Origin of the sequence: Gemmobacter sp. (assembly GCF_016792925.1) — a bacterium.
In the GTDB taxonomy this organism is placed as follows: Bacteria; Pseudomonadota; Alphaproteobacteria; order Rhodobacterales; family Rhodobacteraceae; genus Gemmobacter.
The window spans coordinates 1-19,850 of record NZ_JAEULU010000196.1 but is presented as its reverse complement, the minus strand read 5'-3'; the positions used below and the strand labels follow the sequence as shown (position 1 = coordinate 19,850).

The following is a 19,850-nucleotide window of genomic DNA, read 5'->3' as shown; positions in this document are numbered from 1 at the left end:
CGGCAAGATCGGCGTCTTGCGCATGGGTCTGGCTTGTCATCAGCCAAAGCACCGCCGCGCCAAGCCCCTGCCACAGTCTCTTGTGCCGTGTCATGCCAGACCACCGTCAACCTCTCGTTGCGCTCAACCTGAGGGGTAGCGCGCGCCACGTCAAGCCCTTGCCTCCGCGTCGTTTTCCGGCAAGCCTTGGCTCTGCCGACGCGCTATGAGGGGCCGTGGCAGGAGGGGCAGGCGTGAGCATCTGGGTTCTGTTGGCGGTTCTGGGCGCGGCCTTTCTGCATGCGCTGTGGAATGCGTTGATCAAGGTGGGGGCCTCGCGGGTGGGTGCCATGGTCATCCTTTCGGTGGCCGAGGTGCCCATCGGCCTCGCCGTCGCGCTGCCGCGCGCGCCGATCAACCCCGAGGCCTGGCCCTGGGTGATCGCCGCCGGATGCACGCATTTCTTTTACAAGACCTTTCTGGTCTTCGCCTATGATCGCGGCGATCTGAGCCGGGTCTATCCGCTGGCGCGGGGGGCGGCGCCTTTGGCGGTGGCGCTGTTCGGGGCGTTTTTCCTCGATGACGCGATCACCGGGGCGCAATATGCCGGGGTGGCGCTGCTGGCTTGCGGCATCGCGCTGATGGCGCGGGGGGTGTTCACCGATGGCGAGAGCCGCCGCCTGATCCCCTTCGCCCTGGGGTCTGCGGCGGCCACGGCGACCTATACGCTGCTGGATGGCTTGGGCGCGCGGGTCTCGGGCGATGCGATCAGCTATGTGGCCTGGGTCTTCGTGGCGGATGGGCTGATTTTTACCGCTGGAAGCCTGATCTGGCGCGGCGCGGGCGTGGTGCCGCGCGACGCGCGGGCCTGGGCGGTGGGAAGTTTCGCCTCGCTGGCCTCTTATGGGGCCTATGCGATTTCCATCTGGGCGATGACCGTGGCGCCGATTGCCGTGGTGGCGGCGCTGCGCGAGACCTCGATCCTCTTTGCCGTGCTGATCGGCTGGCTGGTCTTTGGCGAGAGGATGACCCGCGACAAGGCCATGGCAGCGGTGCTGATCGTGGGCGGAGTGATCGTGACGCGGTTGTGAGGGGGGATCGGGCGGGTCAGGAAACGCAGCGCGTTTCCCCGCACGTGTGGAAACGGCAAGGCAAACCGCGTCAGCCCATGTAACCGAGGCCATCGCCCGCCCGGTGGGTGCGAAAACGGTGCCGCATGACCTCGGCGATGGCGTCGGTCAATTGGGACATCAGGGGGCGGAAGACGAAACGCATGCGTTTCGCCGCCCCTGTGGGAGCGGTGCAGCCAGACCGTTTCAACGCATGACCGAAAGGCCAGCGCCCGCCCGGTGGGTGCGAAGCACCCGCCCCCCGCAGGGCGGGCGCTGGCCGGTGGCTTCGGGCCACCGGCCCGATGTGGAAACGGTGCCGCATGACCTCGGCGATGGCCTCGGCCAGTTGGGCCGGAAACAGAAAACGCGCCGCGTTTCCCCGGCCTTGTGGGCAGGGTGTAGCCAGACCGTTTGAACGCATGGCCGTGGGCTTCGGGCCCGCGGCCCGAACTCGCAGGCGTTTCAACATGACCTCGGCGATGGCCTCAGCCAGTTGCGCCGGGAATATAAAAGGCACCGCGTTTCCCCGGCCTTGTGGGCAGGGTGCAGCCAGGCCGTTTCAACGCATGACCGGTGGCTTTGGACCACCGGCCCAAATGCGGCGACGGCGCCGTATGAGCGAGGCGATGGCCTCGGCCATGGGGACAAGGACCGGGAGGCGCGCATTGGCCCCCACAGGGCGGCTCACCGGCTGGCTTCGGGCCAACTCTGCCCCTCACCTGTCAGTCGAACAGCCCCGCCTGCGTGGGCGCCTTGGGCGGCTCCAGCCCGATATGCCGCCAGGCCTTTGCCGCCAGCATCCGCCCGCGCGGTGTGCGCTGGATCAGGCCTTGCTGCAACAGATAGGGCTCGATCACCTCCTCGATCGCATCGCGGCTTTCCGACAGGGCGGCGGCAATCGTCTCTACCCCCACCGGGCCGCCGCCATAATTCTCGGCCAAAAGCAGCATGTAACGCCGGTCCGCCCCGTCGAGCCCCAGATTATCCACCCCCATCCGGGTCAGCGCCTTGTCGGCAATGGCCCGCGTCAGGCGGCCATCGCCCTCCACCGTCACGAAATCCACCACCCGGCGCAACAGCCGCCCGGCAATCCGCGGCGTGCCGCGCGCGCGCCGGGCAATCTCGCGCGTGCCCTCGGGCAAAGGCTCGATCCCCAAGAGCCGCGCCCCGCGCGTCACGATATGGTCCAGCTCCGCCTCCGTATAAAACTGCAACCGCGTGGGGATGCCGAACCTGTCGCGCAGCGGCGTGGTCAGCAGCCCCAGCCGCGTGGTCGCCCCCACCAGCGTGAAGGGCTGCAAATCAATCCGCACCGTCCGCGCCGCCGGCCCCTCGCCAATCACCAGATCCAGCGCGAAATCCTCCATCGCCGGATACAGCACCTCCTCCACCACCGGCGACAGCCGGTGAATCTCGTCGATGAACAGCACATCGCGCGGCTCAAGGTTCGTCAAAATCGCCGCCAGATCGCCCGGCTTCGCCAGCACCGGCCCCGAGGTCATGCGAAACCCCACCCCCAATTCCCGCGCCATGATCTGCGCGAGCGTCGTCTTGCCCAAGCCCGGCGGCCCATGGAACAGCGTGTGATCCATCGCCTCGCCGCGCATCCGGGCGCTTTCGATGAACACCGCCAGATTGGCCCGCGCCTCGGCCTGGCCCACGAAATCCTCCAGCACCTGAGGCCGCAAGGCGCGGTCATGGTCCTCGGGCATCTTCTCGGGGCGCAGGGCGGGGTCGGATTGGGTCATGGCCGGAACAATCCCCGAACGCGGGCGATTTGGCAAGGTGCTGCAACAGCAGGGCCGGGCGCAAGGTTGCCTTGAGGGCCACTTGACGCTAAGGGGGCGGCAACTCCGCCCCTACCGAAAGGCCGCCCGATGATCCCGCGCTATTCCCGCCCCGACATGGTCGCCATCTGGGACCCCCAGACCCGCTTCCGCATCTGGTACGAGATCGAGGCCCATGCCTGCGACGCACAGGCCATCCTCGGCGTGATCCCCAAGGCCAATGCCGAAGCCGTGTGGAAGGCCAAGGATGTGACCTTCGATGTCGCCCGCATCGACGAGATCGAGGCCGTCACCAAGCATGATGTCATCGCCTTCCTCACCCATCTGGCCGAACATATCGGCTCGGAGGATGCGCGTTTCGTCCATCAGGGCATGACCTCCTCGGACGTGCTGGACACCACGCTGAATATCCAGCTGGTCCGCGCCGCCGATCTGCTGCTGGTCGGGCTGGACCGCGTGCTGGCCGCGCTGAAAACCCGCGCACATGAGCATAAGGACACCGTCCGCATCGGCCGCAGCCATGGCATCCATGCCGAGCCGACCACCATGGGCCTCACCTTCGCCCGCTTCTACGCCGAGATGGACCGGAACCGCCGCCGCCTCGTCGCCGCGCGCGAGGAAATCCGCACCGGCGCCATTTCCGGCGCGGTCGGCACTTTCGCCAATATCGACCCCTTCGTGGAAGAATATGTCTGCGAGAAACTGGGCCTGATGGCGGAACCCGTCTCCACCCAGGTGATCCCGCGCGACCGCCACGCCATGTTCTTCGCCACTTTGGGCGTCATCGCCTCCAGCATCGAAAACATCGCCATCGAGATCCGCCACATGCAGCGCACCGAGGTGCTGGAGGCCGAAGAATTCTTCTCGCCCGGCCAGAAGGGCAGCAGCGCCATGCCGCACAAGCGCAACCCGGTGCTGACCGAAAACCTCACCGGCCTTGCGCGCCTTGTGCGCATGTCGGTGATCCCGGCACTGGAAAACGTGGCCCTTTGGCACGAGCGTGACATCAGCCATTCCTCGGTCGAGCGCGCCATTGGCCCCGACACCACGATCACGCTGGATTTCGCGCTGCATCGCTTGGCCGGTGTGGTGGAAAAGCTGGTGATCTACCCGGAAAACATGCTGCGCAACATGAACAAGTTCAAAGGTCTGGTCATGTCGCAGCGCGTGCTGCTGGCGCTGACGCAAGCGGGCGTGTCGCGCGAAGACAGCTACCGCCTTGTCCAGCGCAACGCGATGAAGGTCTGGGAGAAAGGCGCCGATTTCAAGACCGAGCTCTTGGCCGATGCAGAAGTGACCGCCGCCCTCAGCCCGGCGGAAATCGAGGAGAAATTCGACCTCGGCTATCACACCAAACACGTGGATACGATCTTCAAGCGCGTCTTCGGCTGATCTGTTCCGCAGGGAACAGCGCCCAAAGGGGTGCAAGTGCAGAAAGGGCGGGCCGGAAGGCTCGCCCTTTTCGCATTTCGCCCTATCATCCCCGCATCCCGCAACCGGAGCCTCGCCATGCGTTTCCTTCTGCCCTTCGCCCTCGCCGCCTTCCCGCTCGCCGCTTTCGCCGCCGGGTCCGACGACACCGCGCCCCCCACGCCGACCGAGACCACCACCCAATGCAAGGACGGTCTGGTCTGGGACGAGAAAACCAAGGCCTGCGTCGCCCCCGAGGAGGCGCGGCTGGACGATGACACCCGCTTCCGCGCCGTGCGCGAGCTGGCCTGGGCCGGGCGCGCCGATGAGGCCCGCCGCGTGCTGGCCGCGATGACCGAAGGGGCAACCGACCGCGTGATGACCTACAATGCCTTCACCCTGCGCAAATCCGGCCAGATCGAGGCCGGTCTGGCCGCCTACGAGGCCGCGATCCTGCACAATCCCGGCAATCTCCTCGCCCGCAGCTATTACGGCCAAGCCCTTGTGGAGCAAGGCGAATTTGAAATGGCCAAGGCCGAGCTTGCCGCCATCGCCGCGCAAGGGGGCGGCGATACATGGGCGCATCAGGCGCTGGCACAGGCGATTGTGACCGGGCAAACCGTGAACTGGTAAGCGGTTCAGTCCGCGTTAACCTGCGCCTGCCAATCTGAACCCCAAAAGGGAATCAGGAGGCGGCATGGCGCAGGCGCTTGCTCAAATCAAACCGGCCCAGATCGCGGTGCCGCGGCGGGCTGCACCCGTCGCCATGTCGCGGCGGCAAAAGGCCGCGATCATCGTGCGGCTCATGCTGGCCGAAGGTTCGCCGCTGCCACTCTCGGCGCTGCCCGATGGCATGCAGGCCGAGCTGGCGCAGCAGATCGGCCAGATGCGGCTGGTCGATCGCGCCACGGTCGAGGCGGTGGTGGCCGAGTTCCTGGGCGAGCTGGAACAGGTCGGCCTGTCCTTCCCCGGCGGGTTGGAAGGGGCCTTGTCCTTGATGGACGGCCATATTTCCAATGCCACCGCCTCGCGCCTGCGCCGCATGGTGGGCATCCGCCCCGATGCCGACCCCTGGGATCGCATCACCGCCCTGCCACCCGAGGCGCTGCATCCGGTGCTGGAGGAGGAAAGCACCGAGGTCGCCGCCATCATGCTGTCGAAACTGCCGGTGCCCAAGGCGGCGGCGCTGCTGGGCAAATTGCCCGGCGAAAAGGCCCGCCGCGTGGCCTTTGCCATGTCGCGCACCGGCAATGTCGATCCCGGCACGGTGCGCCGGATCGGCTTGTCGCTGCTCAACCAGCTCGACAATGTGCCGGCCAAGGCCTTCGATGCCGGGCCGGTGGAGCGGGTGGGGGCGATCCTCAACTCTGCCGCCGAACTCACGCGTGAGGAGGTGCTGCGGGGCCTGGAGGAATCGGATGCGGGCTTTGCCGAACAGGTGCGCAAGGCGATCTTCACCTTTGTCCATCTGCCGATCCGGCTCAATCCGCGCGACGTGCCCAAGCTCACCCGGGCCGTCGATCAGGCCACCCTCGTCGTCGCGCTGGCGGGCGCCACCGGGCAGGCCGACCGCGAGGCCGCTGCCGAATTTGTGCTGGCCAACCTCTCGCAGCGCATGGCGCAAACCCTGCGCGAGGAGATCGCAGAGCGCGGCAAGGTGAAGGAACGCGATGCCGAAGCCGCGCAGACCGCGCTGATCGAGGCCATTCGCGGCCTCGCCACCACGGGCGAGATCGTGCTGAAACGCGAAGAGGATGAGGAGTGACGGCTCAGAGGCTGTTCTTGCCGCGATACAGCTGCCATTCCTCCATCACCGATCCGTCGGGCAGGTGGCAATAGCCCGCTTCGCCCGCCTGTTCGGCGCGAATCTCCAACCGCCCGCCCAGTTCGGCACAGTATTTCGAGGCCGGATTGGCCATCGAGGCCCATTGCCCCGGCGCCGCTTTCGATCCGCCGCCCCCGCCGCCGCCACAGGCGGCCAGCAGCATCAAGCTGCCCAACAGGCAAAGGCGGGGCAGCAAATGGGAGGGTGGCGACAGGCGGGGCGGGGTCATGGGCAGCTCCGGTAAACTTTGAACGACATTCCGCGCTCAGGCGTGATTCCACAAGGGGGGCCGCAGCCCCGCGCCCCCCCTTGCCAGCAGCGGGCTTTTCAGCCGCCCCCCGCGCCGCTAGGCTGCCGCCATGACCCAGCCGATCCTGCAATCCCGCCTGCCTTTCGCCCCCTGGATGGACCCGCGCACCGCGCGCCTGCCCGGCATCCTGCCGGTCGAAGGCGATGACTGGCTGCGGGTGGATGATGCTTTCGCGGGCCAAATGGCCGAGCGCGACGCCCGCATCGCGGCCACGCCTGATCTCGTTCATGCCCTGCTGCCCGAGGCCGAGCCTGCCGCGCAGGAATTGCTGGATCATGTGCTGGAAAGCCTCCGTCGGACCGAGGGCTATCGCCTTGGCGCCGATAGCGTGACCCGCCCCGATGGCGTCACCGTGGCGCTGGATCGCAGCCAGCCGATGCTCACCGCCGGGCGGCTGGTGCAGGAAGACCTCTGCCTGCTGGCCCATGACGGCCACGAGCATCGCCTCACCGCCGCCATCCTCTGCTTTCCGGCCAGCTGGACGCTGGCGCAGAAGATCGGCCGCCCGATGACCGCCATCCACATCCCCGTCACCCCCTATACCGAGGATGTCGCCCGTCGGGTGCAGCGCCTGTTCGATGCAATCCGCCCGGAACAGGCGCTGTGGCGGATGAACTGGCTGACCTATGACGACCCGACCCTGTTCCAGCCCCGTCTGGAGGGCGAGGCCCGTCCGCGCCCGCGCGACCTGACCTATATCCGCTGCGAGCGGCAATGCCTCAAGCGCCTGCCCGTCAGCCGCGCCGTGGTGTTCTCGATCCACACCTATCTCGTGCCGGTGGCCCATCTCACGGTCGCGGAACGCGACGGCCTTCTGGCCGCGCATCATTAAAGTAATTTCTGAAGACCGCGCCGCAAGTCGTTGAAAAAAAAGGGCGCCCTCAGGCGCCCTTTCCGTCACTCCACAATCAGGTGTGGCACCCCGTCCGAGGTCGCGGTGACCGAGCGCCCATCGGCGCCAATCGTCGCCCGCAGCCGCCGACGCGGCGCCTCGAACAGCGCCGAGCGCGAGACATTCACCGGATGATCGGCCTGAATCTCGATCTCGGTCAGGCTGCCCTTGCGGCGCAAGCCATGCACGCGGCCCTCGAAAACCTGGCCGATATAGCGCCCGCGCACGCGATCCCCCAGCCGCCAGCCGGGGGCGGGCTGCTGGCTCAGATGCGCTGACAGCGTGTTCCAATCGGCAAAGCCCGCGCTTTGTGCAAGGATTTCATAGGCGCGTGACAGCGGCACCTTGGCCCCGCCCTGCGACAGCACCGCCGCCAGCCGTTTGGCCTGGGTCTTGGTCTCGTTCAAGCCTGTGGTCATGGTCATCTCCACGGGGGATCGCTCCGCCGCTCCGGGGCCCGCATTGCCGAAGTGTCACCCCCGAAAGATGTGACGATGATCCGGTGCTTCACCATGGGTTTCCCCTGCGGGCGGCTGGCGCACCGGCGCCATGACCCCCAGATGGGGATGCGCCGCGCGCAAGTCAAGCCCGAAGGCGCCAAGCCAAAAGGGCGCCCGAAGGCGCCCTTTCTGGCCAAACCCCAAAGGGATCAGCAGGAATAAAAAAGGGTGCCCGAAGGCACCCTTTCTCGCGACCCCCAAAGGGATCAGCAGGAGTAATACATCGCATATTCCACCGGGTGAGGGGTATGCTCATAGGCATAAACCTCTTCCCATTTCAGGGCGATATAGGCTTCCAGCTGCGATTTCTCGAACACGCCACCGGCGAGCAGGAAGTCCATGTCCTTCTCCAGCTCTTCCAGCGCTTCGCGCAAGGACCCGCAGACGGTCGGGATCGCGGCCAGTTCTTCCGGCGGCAGATCATACAGATCCTTGTCCGAGGCCGGCCCGGGGTCGATCTTGTTCTTGATCCCGTCAAGGCCCGCCATCAGCAGGGCGGCAAAGGCCAGATAGGGGTTCGCGGCCGGATCGGGGAAGCGGGCTTCCACGCGCTTGGCTTTCGGCGATTCGGTCCACGGAATACGGACGCAGCCCGACCGGTTGCGGGCCGAATAGGCGCGCAGAACCGGTGCTTCAAAGCCCGGGATCAGGCGCTTGTAGCTGTTGGTCGAGGGGTTGGTCAGCGCGTTCAGCGCCTTGGCATGCTTCAGGATGCCGCCGATGAACCACAGGGCCTCCTGGCTCAGATCGGCGTATTTGTCGCCTGCGAACAAGGGCTTGCCGTCTTTCCAGATCGACATGTTGACGTGCATCCCCGAGCCGTTGTCGCCCTTCATGGGCTTGGGCATGAAGGTCACGGTCTTGCCGTAAGCATGGGCCACATTGTGGATCACATACTTGTATTTCTGGATGTTGTCGGCCTGTTCGACCAGACCGCCAAAGATCATGCCCAGCTCGTGCTGGCAGGTGGCGACCTCGTGGTGGTGCTTGTCGACCTTGATGCCCATGCGCTTCATGGTCGAGAGCATCTCGCCGCGCAGGTCCTGGGCCTCGTCCACCGGGTTCACCGGGAAATAGCCGCCCTTGTAACCGGCGCGATGCGCCAGGTTGCCGCCTTCGACCACGGTGTCGGTGTTCCAGGCTGCCGCTTCGGCGTCGATCTGATACGACACCTTGTTCGGCGCGACCGAATAGCGCACGTCGTCAAAGATGAAGAATTCGGCTTCCGGGCCGAAATAGGCCGCATCGCCCACGCCCGAGGACTTCAGGTAAGCCTCGGCCTTCTTGGCGATCTGGCGCGGGCAACGGTCATAGGCCTCGTTGGTGTCGGGCTCGACCACGTCGCAATGCACGCAGAGGGTTTTCTCGGCATAGAAGGGGTCCAGATAGACCGAGGTCGCATCCGGGATCAGTTTCATGTCCGACTGGTCGATCGACTTCCAGCCCGCGATCGAGGAGCCGTCGAACATGAAGCCTTCTTCAAAGAAGTCCTCGTCGATCAGGTCCACCACGATGGTCACGTGCTGGAGCTTGCCCTTCGGGTCGGTGAAGCGGACGTCGACATATTCGACCTCCTCGTCCTTGATCAGTTTCAGAGCTTTCGCAATCGCGCTCATCATGCTGCCTTTCGGTTAGGGTGTTGCGGGAGGGGCGTTGCCACCCCTGGTTTTCTCGGGTGCCGCACCCCGAATTTTCGGCGAAAATTCGCAGGCCCGGCCAAGAAACGTCAGATCGCGTCGTCGCCGGTTTCGCCGGTGCGGATGCGGATGGCCTGTTCCACGGGCGAGACGAAGATCTTGCCGTCGCCGATCTTGTCGGTGCGGGCGGCGGCGATGATGGCCTCGATGGCGGCATCCACCATGTCATCCGACAGGACGACCTCGATCTTCACCTTGGGCAGGAAATCGACCACATATTCGGCGCCGCGATACAGTTCGGTATGGCCTTTCTGGCGGCCAAAGCCCTTCACCTCGGTGACGCTGAGGCCCTGGATCCCGGCCTCTTGCAGGGCTTCCTTCACCTCGTCCAGTTTGAACGGCTTGATGATCGCCTCGATCTTCTTCACTGGCCAACTCCCCCGGTAACGACCGCGATCTTGCAGCGCGGTAACGACTGTCGCGGTCCAGTCACCACTTCCCTGCACGCGCCACAATCGGCTAGGCTGGTGCTTGCGCTCACGGGCGGTGGAAATTGCAGGCGCCGCCTAAAATTTGTGCATATCGCCTTTCTGGCGGGCGTTTTGAGAACAGAAAAAGCCGCAAAAAATGACCGAATTGCTAACCTCTGCCCAAATGCGCGCCATCGAGCGTGCTGCCATCGAATCCGGCGCCGTCACCGGGCTCACGCTGATGGAGCGGGCCGGGGCAGGGGTTGTGGCGGCGATTCTGGCCGAATGGCCGGCCCTCACGGAGGGCACCCACCGCGCCGTGGTCCTCTGCGGCCCCGGCCATAATGGCGCCGACGGCTTCGTTGTGGCGCGCCTGCTGCACCAGCGCGGCTGGGAGGTGCATGTGCTGCTTTATGGCGAACCGGACCGCTTGCCCCCCGATGCCCTGACCAACTACCTGCGCTGGCAGGCGATGGGGCGCGTCGATCTCTATGACCCCGAAGGGCTGGACTCGGCTTGGGTCGAGCGCGCGATCTTCGCGCTGGATACGACTGTGCCCATGTCGGCGAAGAATTTTGGCGAGGTGGTGGTGGTGGATGCTTTGTTCGGCATCGGCCTGACCCGCCCGCTTGGGGATGCCGGGGGGCTTCTGAGCGAGGTGCGTGAAGACGACCTTTATGACCTGCGGTGCAGGCTTGTGGCGATTGATATTCCCAGCGGTCTTTGCGCAGACAGTGGCCGTTTGATCCGGGATGATGGCCCGACCTATCACGCCCGCGCTGCGGATCTGACGGTCACCTTTCATCGCCGCAAGCTGGGCCATGTGTTGCAAGACGGGCCGCGCTATTGTGGCCGATTGCAGGTGGTGGATATTGGTCTGCCCGATACGGGCGACGGTGTGCGCGAGGTGAAGCCATGGCCGCAAGGCTTGGACAAATCCAGCCAGCGCAACTGGTGGGGCCGAACTGGTGGCGAACACAAATTCACCCACGGCCACGCCCTCATCCTCTCCGGCCCCAGGGGCCGGGGGGGCGCGGCGCGGTTGGCGGCGCGGGGGGCGCTGCGCATCGGGGCAGGGCTGGTGACACTTGGTGCCCCGCCCGATGCCATGGCCGAACATGCCGCGCAGCTGAACGCCATCATGCTGCGAGAGATTGCCGGGCCTGAGGCCCTGACCGATGCCCTTGCCGACAAGCGCATCAACGCGCTCTGCCTCGGGCCGGGGCTGGGGGTGGATCGGGCGGCGGCCCTGCTGCCGGTCGCGCGGCAGGCGCCTGCCGTCGTGCTGGATGCCGATGCGCTGACCGCTTTGGCCGCGATGGACAACTGGCCGGCCCTGCTGTCCCCCCGCTGCATCCTCACCCCCCATGCGGGCGAATTTGCCCGGCTGTTCCCCGATCTGGCCGCGAAACTCGCCGAACCCGCCATCACCGGCCCGGCCTATTCCAAGCTGGACGCCACGCGCGAGGCTGCCGCGCGGGCAGGCTGCGTGGTGCTGTTCAAGGGCGCCGATACGGTGATTGCCGGGCCGCATGGGCAAGAGGCCATCAACGCCGCCACCTATGACCGCGCGGCGCCCTGGCTCGCCACCGCCGGGTCGGGCGATGTGCTGGCAGGCTTCATCACCGGCCTGCTGGCGCGCGGGTTTCAGCCCTTCGAGGCCGCCTGCACCGCCGCCTGGCTGCATGTGGACTGCGCGCTCAGCTTCGGCCCCGGCCTCATCGCCGAAGACCTGCCCGAGGCGCTGCCACGGGTGTTCCGCGCCCTCGGCCTCTGATCCGTTTGCGGCGCGATCTGTCGCAAACCGCTGCGCCGCCGCGCGGCCATGCGCTAGGCTCAAGGCCAGATCAGCCGCCAAAGGTGCCCCATGACCCCGCGTTCCGCCCTGCCGGGCATCCTGAGCCTGCTGGCGGGCATCGCGGTGTTCTCGCTGCAAGACCTGATCCTCAAGCGGCTCTCCGGAGATTATCCGCTGCATCAGGCCATGGTGCTGCGCAGCCTTGCTGCCGCGCCGCTGCTGTTCGCGCTGGCCTGCGCCACAGGCGGCGCGCGCAGCCTGATCGCGCCGGGCTGGCCTCGGATGATCCTGCGCGGCTTTGTCAGCTTTGCCGCCTATACAGGCTATTACCTCGCGCTGCCCGCCCTGCCGATTGCCACCACCGTGGCGCTCTATTTCTCGGCGCCCCTGATGATCGTCGTGCTGTCGGTGCTGCTGCTGGGCGAGCGGGTCAGCCCCGCGCGCTGGCTGGCCGTGGCGGTGGGGTTTCTGGGCGTGCTGGTCATCCTGCGCCCCGATGCCGCCCCGGTCGATCTGGCGGCGATCCTCGCCATCACCTCGGGCATGGCCTATGCGCTGTCGATGATCCTTGCGCGGCTGCAAGGCCAGTTCAGCGCCGCCGCGCTGGCCTTTCACGGCAATCTGGTGTTTCTGGCGCTGGCTTTGCTGCTGTCGCTGGTGTTTGGCCGCGGCGGGTGGGAGGTGGCGGGCCTGCATCCCAGCCTGTCTTTCCTCCTGCGCCCCTGGGTCACGCCGCCGCTGGCTGACCTTGCGCTGATGGCGGGCTGCGGCGCCATCGCGGCGCTTGGCCTGACGCTGCTGAACCAGGCCTATCGCATCGCCCCTTCGGCCAGCCTCGCGCCCTTTGAATATTCTGCACTGCTCTGGGGGCTTTTGTGGGGCTGGCTGGTCTGGGGCGATTGGCCCGATGCCGTGACATGGGCAGGCATCGCCATTCTGGTCGGCGCGGGCCTCGCCGTGCTGCGCACACCACAGCCGCGCCCCCACTCGCAGGGCGCGGCCTGACGCGGCCTCAGACGGGCGCCTGCACGATCTGGATCATCGAGGCGTCAAAGGCGTCGATATTCGCCACCCGCAGCGCCAGATATTCCGCAGGCAGGCCGGGATCAAACACGGCATTCGGATCGGGCAGGTAAACCCGCGCCTCGCGCGCGGCGCTGTCGAACTCGATGCGCAGCCCGTCCGCCTGCCCATCCGCCGTGCCCAGGATGATCTGATCCTCGGCGGGGTTGAAGTCTTCGATCGTGGTCTCGCTGAACGGATCAGTGGTGTAGCTGTCCAGCAGGGTAAAGCTGTCCTGCCCGGCGCCGCCGCTCATATAGCTGCCATCATTATGGTGCAGAATGATCTGGTCATCGCCATCACCGCCCGAAAGCTGGTTGCCATTGCCAACCTCCTGCACATCCCCGGTGGCATAGCTGGTGATCGTGTCATTGCCGTCACCGCCATGCAGACCACCGCCGCCGCCATCGCCTGCAAGGGTCAGCTGATCGTCGTCCGTGCCGCCTTGCAGCACATTGCCATCGCCCCAACTGGCCGTGAGCGTGTCATTGCCCTCATCGCCGAACAGGTCTTGATCCGCGCCGTAAAAATCCAGCAGGTCATCCCCGGCACCGCCGCGCGCCGTCACATCATCGCGCGCGCCATCCAGATAATTCACGCCGGGACCGAAGGAGAAGCTGTCATTGCCCGCGCCGCCCTCGGCGGTGATCCCGGCCTCGTCAATCAGCAGCTGGTCATCGCCGTCGCCGCCATAAAGGCTGTCGCCCAGATCCATGCCAAACAGCGTGTCATTGCCTGCGTCACCCGAAAGCTGCGACGGGCCGGTCAGGTCTTGAGACCCCAGAAAATCATCATATTCGCTGATGTTCCAGGAATAGAGCGCGTCATTCCCCGCGCCGCCCGCGAGACTGTCCTGACCCTCGCCAGCCGCGATCACATCATTGCCCGCGCCGCCGGTCAGCAGGTCATTGCCCGCCGCGCCATCCAGACGGTCATCGCCATCAAGCCCGAACAGCGTATCGGCGCCCCCGGTCCCGACCAGATCGAGGTCTTCCGGCTCCACCGGATCGACGGGATCAACCGGGTCGGTCGGGTCCACGGGATCAACCGGGTCCACGGGGTCTACGGGGTCAACCGGGTCCACGGGATCGACCGGGTCCACGGGATCAACCGGGTCTACGGGGTCAACCGGGTCCACGGGATCGACCGGATCGGTCGGGTCCACCGGATCAACGGGGTCCACCGGATCGACCGGATCGACCGGATCGGTCGGGTCAACCGGGTCCACGGGATCAACCGGATCAACAGGGTCCACAGGATCACCATCTTCGCCCGTATCGCCGCCATTGATCCCCAACCCGGCAAATGCCAGCCCGAACAATGAAAACAAGGCCAATATGGACAGCGGCATGACATTCCCCAGAGAAACATAAGATGTATCTGGAATGGGTGTTATTCTACCAAGGCGCGAGTTGGCAAGTATGTTACCCGCCGATTTTCCGCCCCCTCCGCATCGCCCCCCATCACATCGCCCACCCGGAATCGAAAAGGCCGCACCCTGCGGCGCGGCCTTTCCAAATGCCGGTCTGCGACCGATCAAAGCTCGTCGAGAGCCTCAACCGCCTTTTGCAGATCCTCTTTCGAGATTTCCTTGTCGCTCACCTTGGCGCCAGCCACGATGAAATCGACCACCTTGTCTTCAAAGATCGGCGCGCGCAGTTGCTGCTGCATCTGGGCGTTTTTCTGCACGAATTCAAAGAAGGCGCGCTCCTGGCCCGGATATTGACGCGCAGCGTTCAGCACGGCTTGCGTCATTTCCTGGTCAGACACCTGCACGTCGGCCTTGCGGCCCACTTCGGCCAGCAACAGGCCCAAACGCACGCGGCGCTCGGCCAGCTTCTTGTGCTCGTCGGTCGCCTCGACATGACCATGGTTGTGATCATGCACGTCCGGGTTTTCTTCATGCCACAGCTGGTGGGCAATCTGGGCGGCCTCGGCCTCGACCAGCTTCGAGGGCAGGTCGAACTGCACCAGACCATCCAGCTGATCCAGCAGCGAACGCTTCAGCACGGCGCGGGCGGCACCCTTGTATTCGGCTTCCAGACGCTCGGCGATCTGGCCTTTCAGCGCGTCCAGCGACTCGGCGCCGAATTTGCTGGCCAGCTCGTCGTTCAGCTCGGCGGCCTGCGGCGCCTTCACGGCATGGACCTTGCACTTGAACAGGGCCTCTTTGCCCGCCAGATGCGCGGCGCCATAGCTTTCCGGGAAGGAAACCTTGACCTCGACCTCATCCTCGACTTTGGCGCCAACCAGCTGCTCTTCAAAGCCCGGAATGAACGAGCCCGAGCCCAGAACCAGCGGATAGGCTTCGCCCTTGCCGCCCTCGAAGGCCACGCCGTCGATGAAGCCTTCAAAGTCGATCGTCACCTGATCGCCGTCCTTGGCCTTGGAGCCCTTCTTGCGGTCTTCAAACGATTTCGCGGTATCGGCGAGGTTCTTCAGCGCTTCTTCAACCGCTGCATCCTCGGCCTTCACCACCAGACGCTCCAGCGTCACTTTCGAGGCGTCCAGCTCCGGGATCGGCGGCAGGGCCTCATAGGTCATTTCGACGACAACGTCCTGACCTTCTTTCCACTCTTCGCCATTCACCATCTTCACGTCGGGCTGAAGGGCAGGGCGGTCGCCCGAGGCCTCGAAATGCGACTGCATGGCGCCGTCAATGGCTTCCTGCATCGCTTCGCCGATCAGGCGCGGGCCGAACTGCTTGCGCAGCATGGCCATCGGCACCTTGCCCTTGCGGAAGCCCTTCATCTCGATCTCGGGCTGCGCCTCGACCAGTTTGGCCTGGACTTTGGCGTCCAGCTCTGCCGCGGTCACCGTGATGGTGTAGCCGCGCTTCAGACCGTCGTTCAGGGTCTCGGTGACCTGCATAAGTGTTCCCGTCCTTCTCACATCTCTGGTGCGGGTGGAGGGACTTGAACCCCCACGCCTCGCGGCGCCAGAACCTAAATCTGGTGCGTCTGCCAATTTCGCCACACCCGCTTTCCCCCGGACATGCGCGATTGAGGCCGCGCAAGCCCGGAAAATCCGCGCCCTTCTAACAAAGGCCCGCGCGGGATGCGAGCGGAAAATGCAGCCGCGCTTTTGGCGCAACTTGCCCGGATTGCGGCAAGGGCGGCGCCAAAAAGACCTCGCGCCGGGCGCATTCCTGCCATAATCTGCCGCGAAAAGAGCAGAAGCAAAACACGAACAGGTCGCACCCCATGATCCCCGAAGTTTTCGGCGCGATTGCGCATGACACCGCCACCCTGACCGCCCTCACCGCTGGCACCCCGGTGCTGACGCTGAAAGGCGCGCTGCCCGTGGAGGCGCTGCGCGCCGGGGATCGCGTGATCACCCGCGATGGCGCCCGTGTCCTGCTGGGTCTGCGTCAGGTGGCAGCCCCCCGCATGGTCCGCGTCTCGGCCTCGGCCATCGGGGTGGAGCAGCCGGAAGACGATATGGTGATCTCCGCCGATACCCGCATCCTGGTGCGCGACTGGCGCGCCAAGGCGCTGAAAGGCTGCGATCAGGCGGTGATCGAGGCCGCGAAACTGGTCGATGGCGAATATATCCGCTTTCAGACCGAAACCCCGGCCGCCTTCTACGAGCTCCAGTTCGACGCCCATGTGGTGATCTATGCCGGCGGGCTGGAACTCGCCATCGCCCCGGCGCTGCAAACCGCCTAAGGATTTTCGCAGAAAATCCGGAACACCCGAAAATTCGCAGAATTTTCGTTGCCCCAAACGCAAAAGGCCCGGGAAACCCCGGGCCTTTGCCATTTCTTTCGCCAGGATCACTCCTTGGCGCGTTCCACATAGGAATTGTCTTCGGTATTGATCACGATGCGGGTGCCCGGCCCGATATGCGGCGGCACCATCACGCGCAACCCGCTGTCGGTCATCGCGGGCTTGTAGGAGGAAGAGGCGGTCTGCCCCTTCACCACCGGCTCGGTCTCGGTGATCTCCACGATGATCTTCTGCGGGAATTCGATGGCAATCGCCGCACCTTCAAAGGTTTTCACCCAGCAGCGCATGCCTTCTTGCAGATAGACCTTGTTGTCGCCGATCACATCGGCGCCGACCACGATCTGCTCATAGGTCTGCGGCTCCATGAAGTGATAGCCTTCGCCATCCTCATAGAGGTAATCATATTCATATTCGTCCACATGCGCGCGCTCGACCTGCTCGGTGGTGCGCCAGCGCTCCGACACCTTCACCCCGTCCGAGATGCGGCGCATATCGACCTGCGTGACGGGCGTGCCCTTGCCGGGGTGGATGTTTTCCACCACGAGAATGGCGTAAAGGCGGCCGTCGATATCGACGACATTGCCCTTGCGGAGGCTGGAGGCGATGACTTTGACCACGGGGAAATCCTTGTTTATGTCAGGCGGGCAGGGCATGCGTCCTGCAAGATTGCGCCGCTCTTAGCGGGATCAGCGCAGGAATTCCAGCCAAAAGAGGCGAAAATGACCCATGGACCGGCAGAGTGGTGGCGCCCCGGCGTGCATGAGGGCCGCCGCGCGGGCCTTCTGGCGCGGGGGCGCATCCAGATGGCGATCCGGCTTTGGCTGGCCGAGCGTGATTTTCTGGAGGTCGACCCGGCCGCGCTGCAAACCAGCCCCGGCAATGAGGCGCATCTGCACGGGTTCGAGACCACCGCCTTGGGCCATGACGGGCAGGGGCGGCGGATGTTCCTGCACACCTCGCCCGAATTTGCCATGAAAAAGCTGCTGGCCGCCGGAGAGACCCGCATCGCCAGCTTCGCCCATGTCTGGCGCAACCGCGAGCGCGGGCCGCGCCACAGTCCCGAATTCACCATGCTGGAATGGTATCGCGTGGGCGAGGATTACACCGTGCTGATGCAGGATTGCGCCGATTTTCTGGCCCTCGCGGCTCGTCAGGCGGGAACCACCGAACTGCGCTGGCGCGACGCCACCTGCGATCCCTTCGCCATGCCGGATCGGCTGTCCGTGGCCGAGGCCTTCAGCCGCCATGCCGGGATCGACCTGCTGGCCACCCTCGCCCCGGACGGCACGCCTGACGCAGGCGCCCTCGCGTCACAGATGACCGCGCAGGGCATCCGCTTTGCCCCTGACGACACCTGGTCCGACATGCTGAGCCGCGTGCTGGTGGAAAAGGTCGAACCCCATCTGGGCCATGGCCGCCCGACGATCCTTGACCGCTACCCCGCCGCCGAGGCCGCGCTGGCGCGGCGTTGCCCGGATGATCCCCGCCTGGCCGAGCGGTTCGAGCTTTACGCCTGCGGGGTCGAACTGGCGAACGGCTTCGGCGAGCTGACCGACGCCGCCGAGCAACGCCGCCGCTTCGAGGCCGAGATGGACGAGAAACAGCGCGTCTATGGCGAGCGCTACCCGCTGGACGAAGATTTCCTCGCCGCCCTCACCCTCATGCCCCCCGCCAGCGGCATCGCGCTTGGCTTCGACCGCCTCGTGATGCTCGCCACCCATGCCCCCAGCATCGACCATGTGATCTGGACGCCGGTGGCGTAAACGTCGGCATTTGGCCGAGGCCATCGCCGAGGTCATGCGATACCGTTTCCACATCGGGCCGGTGGCCCGAAGCCACCGGCCAGCACCCGCCCTGCGGGGGGCGGGTGCTTCGCACCCACCGGGCGGGCGCAGGCCTCTGTCGTCCTGCTGATCCGGTCTGGCTGCCACGTTCCCACAGGGCCGGGAAAACGCGATGCGTTTTCGGATCCGGCCCCAAGGGTCGAGGCTCAATCCGCCTCAGTCCGCCGCGATCCCCTCGACCAGCGGCACAAAGCGCACCGGGCGCAGCTCTTCATAGTCGAACCCGGTCTCATGGCGCGTCACCTTGATCAGGCTTTGCACCGCATCGCTTTGACCCACCGGCACCACCATCACACCGCCCGGCTTCAACTGCGCCATCAAGGGGCCCGGCGGGTCTTCCGCCGCAGCCGTCACGATGATGCGGTCGAACGGCGCCTGCTCGGGCCAGCCGAAACTGCCATCGCGCGCCACCGCCGTGATGTTCACCAGCCCCAGCCCCTGGAACAGCTCCACCGCCTCGCGCACCAGCCGCCGGTGCCGGTCCACCGTGTAGACCCGCCGCGCCAGATGCGCCAGAATCGCCGCCTGATAGCCAGAGCCGGTGCCGACCTCCAGCACCACATCGCGCGGCTGCACATTCAGCGCCTGCGTCATCAGCCCCACCACCGAGGGCTGGCTGATCGTCTGACCGCAAGAGATCGGCAGCGGCATGTCCTCATAGGCGCGGTCGGCAAACAGACCCTTCACGAACAAGCCGCGATCCACCCGCTCCATCGCCGTCAGCACCCGCGCCTCGGTCACCCCGCGCGAGCGGAGCGCGAACAGAAAGCGCATCTTGCGCTCGGCCAGATCGCCACCCGGATCGTCACCGCTGGGGGCCTCGCTCATGCGTCGCCCTCAACTGTACATGCGGTTACAGTTTCGCCCCGCAAAGGGGCCGAAACTGTATAGGCCGTTACCGTTTGCGCCAGCTCTGCCAGCCGGTCATGCGCCGTCAGATCGGCCCGCATGGGGGTGACGGAAATCCAGCCCTCCAGGTTCACCGCCGCATCCGTGCCCGGCGCCGTGGGGCTGTGCTGCGGCCCGCCCTTGATCCACAGGAAGCGCCGCCCCGAGGGCGAGATCTGCGGCTCGGCCGAAAAGGCGGTGTCGCGGCGAAACCCCTGCGCGGCGGGGCGCAGGCCCTTCACATCAGCCGCCGCCACCGGCGGGAAATTCACATTGTAGAACAAGCGGTAATCGGCGCCCGCCTCCCATGGCGCATGCTCCAGCAGCGCTCGCACCACCGCAGCACCATGGGCGCGCGCCGCCTCGAAACTGTCGTCCAGATCGGCGGTGGCCGGCCCCATATATTGCGACAGCGCAATGGCCGGAATGCCCTGCAAGGCCGCCTCCATCGCGCCCCCGATGGTGCCGGAATACAGCGTGTTCTCGGCCGAGTTATTGCCCCGGTTCACGCCCGACAACACAAGATCTGGTTTGGCGCCCTCCAGAACATCATAAATACCGGCCAGAACGCAATCCGCCGGGCTGCCCTCGGCGGCAAAGCGGCGCGG

Annotated in this window: 19 protein-coding genes and 1 tRNA gene; 9 read left to right on the top strand and 11 right to left on the bottom strand. The window is 65.8% G+C overall.

Features of this window, described 5'->3' with window-relative positions; genetic code table 11:
* Positions 1-233 precede the first annotated feature (233 nt).
* On the top strand, positions 234-1,070 hold the full coding sequence (locus JNN06_RS09270; RefSeq protein WP_291239304.1) for a DMT family transporter: 837 nt from the start codon (positions 234-236) through the stop codon (positions 1,068-1,070).
* 743 nt (positions 1,071-1,813) lie between these two features.
* Here the strand turns inward: JNN06_RS09270 and ruvB are convergent.
* Positions 1,814-2,839, bottom strand: a complete 1,026-nt coding sequence (gene ruvB, locus JNN06_RS09265) for a Holliday junction branch migration DNA helicase RuvB (RefSeq protein ID WP_291239303.1) — start codon at positions 2,837-2,839, stop codon at positions 1,814-1,816.
* A gap of 129 nt (positions 2,840-2,968) precedes the next feature.
* On the opposite strand from ruvB, the gene purB reads away from it, so the two are divergent.
* The 3 genes from purB to JNN06_RS09250 all read left to right on the top strand — a co-directional run bounded on the left by purB (position 2,969) and on the right by JNN06_RS09250 (position 6,053).
* Positions 2,969-4,270 carry an adenylosuccinate lyase gene (gene purB, locus JNN06_RS09260; protein ID WP_291239302.1) on the top strand — a complete coding sequence of 434 codons (1,302 nt, stop codon included), beginning with the start codon at positions 2,969-2,971 and terminating at the stop codon, positions 4,268-4,270.
* 117 nt (positions 4,271-4,387) lie between these two features.
* Entirely contained in the window at positions 4,388-4,921 is a 534-nt protein-coding gene (locus tag JNN06_RS09255; protein ID WP_291239301.1) for a tetratricopeptide repeat protein, read from the top strand.
* 64 nt (positions 4,922-4,985) lie between these two features.
* Positions 4,986-6,053 (top strand): FliG C-terminal domain-containing protein, encoded by a 1,068-nt coding sequence (locus JNN06_RS09250; protein WP_291239300.1) that lies wholly within the window; start codon positions 4,986-4,988, stop codon positions 6,051-6,053.
* A 4-nt stretch (positions 6,054-6,057) separates the two neighbouring features.
* Here JNN06_RS09250 and JNN06_RS09245 read toward each other — a convergent pair whose 3' ends face one another.
* Entirely contained in the window at positions 6,058-6,342 is a 285-nt protein-coding gene (locus tag JNN06_RS09245; RefSeq protein WP_291239299.1) for a DUF333 domain-containing protein, read from the bottom strand.
* 130 nt (positions 6,343-6,472) lie between these two features.
* Here JNN06_RS09245 and JNN06_RS09240 point away from each other — a divergent pair, with 130 nt between their 5' ends.
* Positions 6,473-7,255, top strand: a complete 783-nt coding sequence (locus tag JNN06_RS09240) for a DUF3445 domain-containing protein (protein WP_291239298.1) — start codon at positions 6,473-6,475, stop codon at positions 7,253-7,255.
* A gap of 65 nt (positions 7,256-7,320) precedes the next feature.
* On the opposite strand, the gene JNN06_RS09235 is transcribed toward JNN06_RS09240, so the two are convergent.
* From JNN06_RS09235 to JNN06_RS09225, 3 genes are all read right to left on the bottom strand, one after another.
* Entirely contained in the window at positions 7,321-7,734 is a 414-nt protein-coding gene (locus JNN06_RS09235) for a glyoxalase superfamily protein (RefSeq protein WP_291239297.1), read from the bottom strand.
* Between the two features lie 287 nt (positions 7,735-8,021).
* Positions 8,022-9,431, bottom strand: coding sequence for a type I glutamate--ammonia ligase (gene glnA, locus JNN06_RS09230; RefSeq protein ID WP_291239296.1), 1,410 nt, complete (start codon positions 9,429-9,431; stop codon positions 8,022-8,024).
* 110 nt (positions 9,432-9,541) lie between these two features.
* Positions 9,542-9,880, bottom strand: coding sequence for a P-II family nitrogen regulator (locus tag JNN06_RS09225; protein ID WP_291239295.1), 339 nt, complete (start codon positions 9,878-9,880; stop codon positions 9,542-9,544).
* Positions 9,881-10,079: 199 nt separating this feature from the next.
* On the opposite strand from JNN06_RS09225, the gene JNN06_RS09220 reads away from it, so the two are divergent.
* Both JNN06_RS09220 and JNN06_RS09215 read left to right on the top strand, forming a co-directional pair.
* On the top strand, positions 10,080-11,699 hold the full coding sequence (locus JNN06_RS09220) for an NAD(P)H-hydrate dehydratase (protein WP_291239294.1): 1,620 nt from the start codon (positions 10,080-10,082) through the stop codon (positions 11,697-11,699).
* 90 nt (positions 11,700-11,789) lie between these two features.
* The gene (locus tag JNN06_RS09215; protein WP_291239293.1) at positions 11,790-12,725 is read left to right on the top strand and encodes a DMT family transporter; all 936 of its coding nucleotides are present in this window, start codon (positions 11,790-11,792) and stop codon (positions 12,723-12,725) included.
* 7 nt (positions 12,726-12,732) lie between these two features.
* On the opposite strand, the gene JNN06_RS09210 is transcribed toward JNN06_RS09215, so the two are convergent.
* The 3 genes from JNN06_RS09210 to JNN06_RS09200 all read right to left on the bottom strand — a co-directional run bounded on the left by JNN06_RS09210 (position 12,733) and on the right by JNN06_RS09200 (position 15,764).
* Positions 12,733-14,133: a calcium-binding protein gene (locus JNN06_RS09210; RefSeq protein ID WP_291239292.1), complete on the bottom strand. Its 1,401-nt coding sequence runs from the start codon at positions 14,131-14,133 to the stop codon at positions 12,733-12,735.
* 185 nt (positions 14,134-14,318) lie between these two features.
* The gene (gene tig / locus JNN06_RS09205; RefSeq protein ID WP_291239291.1) at positions 14,319-15,653 is read right to left on the bottom strand and encodes a trigger factor; all 1,335 of its coding nucleotides are present in this window, start codon (positions 15,651-15,653) and stop codon (positions 14,319-14,321) included.
* A gap of 26 nt (positions 15,654-15,679) precedes the next feature.
* Positions 15,680-15,764: transfer RNA gene (locus JNN06_RS09200), tRNA-Leu, on the bottom strand.
* Between the two features lie 221 nt (positions 15,765-15,985).
* On the opposite strand from JNN06_RS09200, the gene JNN06_RS09195 reads away from it, so the two are divergent.
* Entirely contained in the window at positions 15,986-16,450 is a 465-nt protein-coding gene (locus JNN06_RS09195; RefSeq protein ID WP_291239290.1) for a Hint domain-containing protein, read from the top strand.
* A gap of 107 nt (positions 16,451-16,557) precedes the next feature.
* On the opposite strand, the gene efp is transcribed toward JNN06_RS09195, so the two are convergent.
* Positions 16,558-17,163 (bottom strand): elongation factor P, encoded by a 606-nt coding sequence (efp, locus tag JNN06_RS09190; RefSeq protein ID WP_291239289.1) that lies wholly within the window; start codon positions 17,161-17,163, stop codon positions 16,558-16,560.
* Between the two features lie 66 nt (positions 17,164-17,229).
* Here efp and epmA point away from each other — a divergent pair, with 66 nt between their 5' ends.
* Positions 17,230-18,273, top strand: a complete 1,044-nt coding sequence (gene epmA / locus JNN06_RS09185; protein ID WP_291239288.1) for an EF-P lysine aminoacylase EpmA — start codon at positions 17,230-17,232, stop codon at positions 18,271-18,273.
* Between the two features lie 237 nt (positions 18,274-18,510).
* On the opposite strand, the gene JNN06_RS09180 is transcribed toward epmA, so the two are convergent.
* Both JNN06_RS09180 and JNN06_RS09175 read right to left on the bottom strand, forming a co-directional pair.
* The gene (locus JNN06_RS09180; RefSeq protein WP_291239287.1) at positions 18,511-19,182 is read right to left on the bottom strand and encodes a protein-L-isoaspartate(D-aspartate) O-methyltransferase; all 672 of its coding nucleotides are present in this window, start codon (positions 19,180-19,182) and stop codon (positions 18,511-18,513) included.
* Positions 19,179-19,850: 5'/3'-nucleotidase SurE (locus JNN06_RS09175; protein ID WP_291239286.1), on the bottom strand; the 672-nt coding region annotated here is incomplete at its 5' end. The genes JNN06_RS09175 and JNN06_RS09180, both read right to left, overlap by 4 nt.

Excerpts from the sequence above, each read along its gene's own strand:
- tig (WP_291239291.1), bottom strand. The coding sequence starts at position 15,653 with ATGCAGGTCACCGAGACCCTGAACGACGGTCTGAAGCGCGGCTACACC.
- JNN06_RS09250 (WP_291239300.1), top strand. The coding sequence starts at position 4,986 with ATGGCGCAGGCGCTTGCTCAAATCAAACCGGCCCAGATCGCGGTGCCG.
- JNN06_RS09235 (WP_291239297.1), bottom strand. The coding sequence starts at position 7,734 with ATGACCACAGGCTTGAACGAGACCAAGACCCAGGCCAAACGGCTGGCG.
- JNN06_RS09210 (WP_291239292.1), bottom strand. The coding sequence starts at position 14,133 with ATGCCGCTGTCCATATTGGCCTTGTTTTCATTGTTCGGGCTGGCATTT.
- ruvB (WP_291239303.1), bottom strand. The coding sequence starts at position 2,839 with ATGACCCAATCCGACCCCGCCCTGCGCCCCGAGAAGATGCCCGAGGAC.
- JNN06_RS09220 (WP_291239294.1), top strand. The coding sequence starts at position 10,080 with ATGACCGAATTGCTAACCTCTGCCCAAATGCGCGCCATCGAGCGTGCT.
- epmA (WP_291239288.1), top strand. The coding sequence starts at position 17,230 with ATGACCCATGGACCGGCAGAGTGGTGGCGCCCCGGCGTGCATGAGGGC.
- glnA (WP_291239296.1), bottom strand. The coding sequence starts at position 9,431 with ATGAGCGCGATTGCGAAAGCTCTGAAACTGATCAAGGACGAGGAGGTC.
- efp (WP_291239289.1), bottom strand. The coding sequence starts at position 17,163 with ATGCCCTGCCCGCCTGACATAAACAAGGATTTCCCCGTGGTCAAAGTC.
- JNN06_RS09255 (WP_291239301.1), top strand. The coding sequence starts at position 4,388 with ATGCGTTTCCTTCTGCCCTTCGCCCTCGCCGCCTTCCCGCTCGCCGCT.
- JNN06_RS09215 (WP_291239293.1), top strand. The coding sequence starts at position 11,790 with ATGACCCCGCGTTCCGCCCTGCCGGGCATCCTGAGCCTGCTGGCGGGC.
- JNN06_RS09245 (WP_291239299.1), bottom strand. The coding sequence starts at position 6,342 with ATGACCCCGCCCCGCCTGTCGCCACCCTCCCATTTGCTGCCCCGCCTT.
- JNN06_RS09195 (WP_291239290.1), top strand. The coding sequence starts at position 15,986 with ATGATCCCCGAAGTTTTCGGCGCGATTGCGCATGACACCGCCACCCTG.
- JNN06_RS09180 (WP_291239287.1), bottom strand. The coding sequence starts at position 19,182 with ATGAGCGAGGCCCCCAGCGGTGACGATCCGGGTGGCGATCTGGCCGAG.
- purB (WP_291239302.1), top strand. The coding sequence starts at position 2,969 with ATGATCCCGCGCTATTCCCGCCCCGACATGGTCGCCATCTGGGACCCC.
- JNN06_RS09240 (WP_291239298.1), top strand. The coding sequence starts at position 6,473 with ATGACCCAGCCGATCCTGCAATCCCGCCTGCCTTTCGCCCCCTGGATG.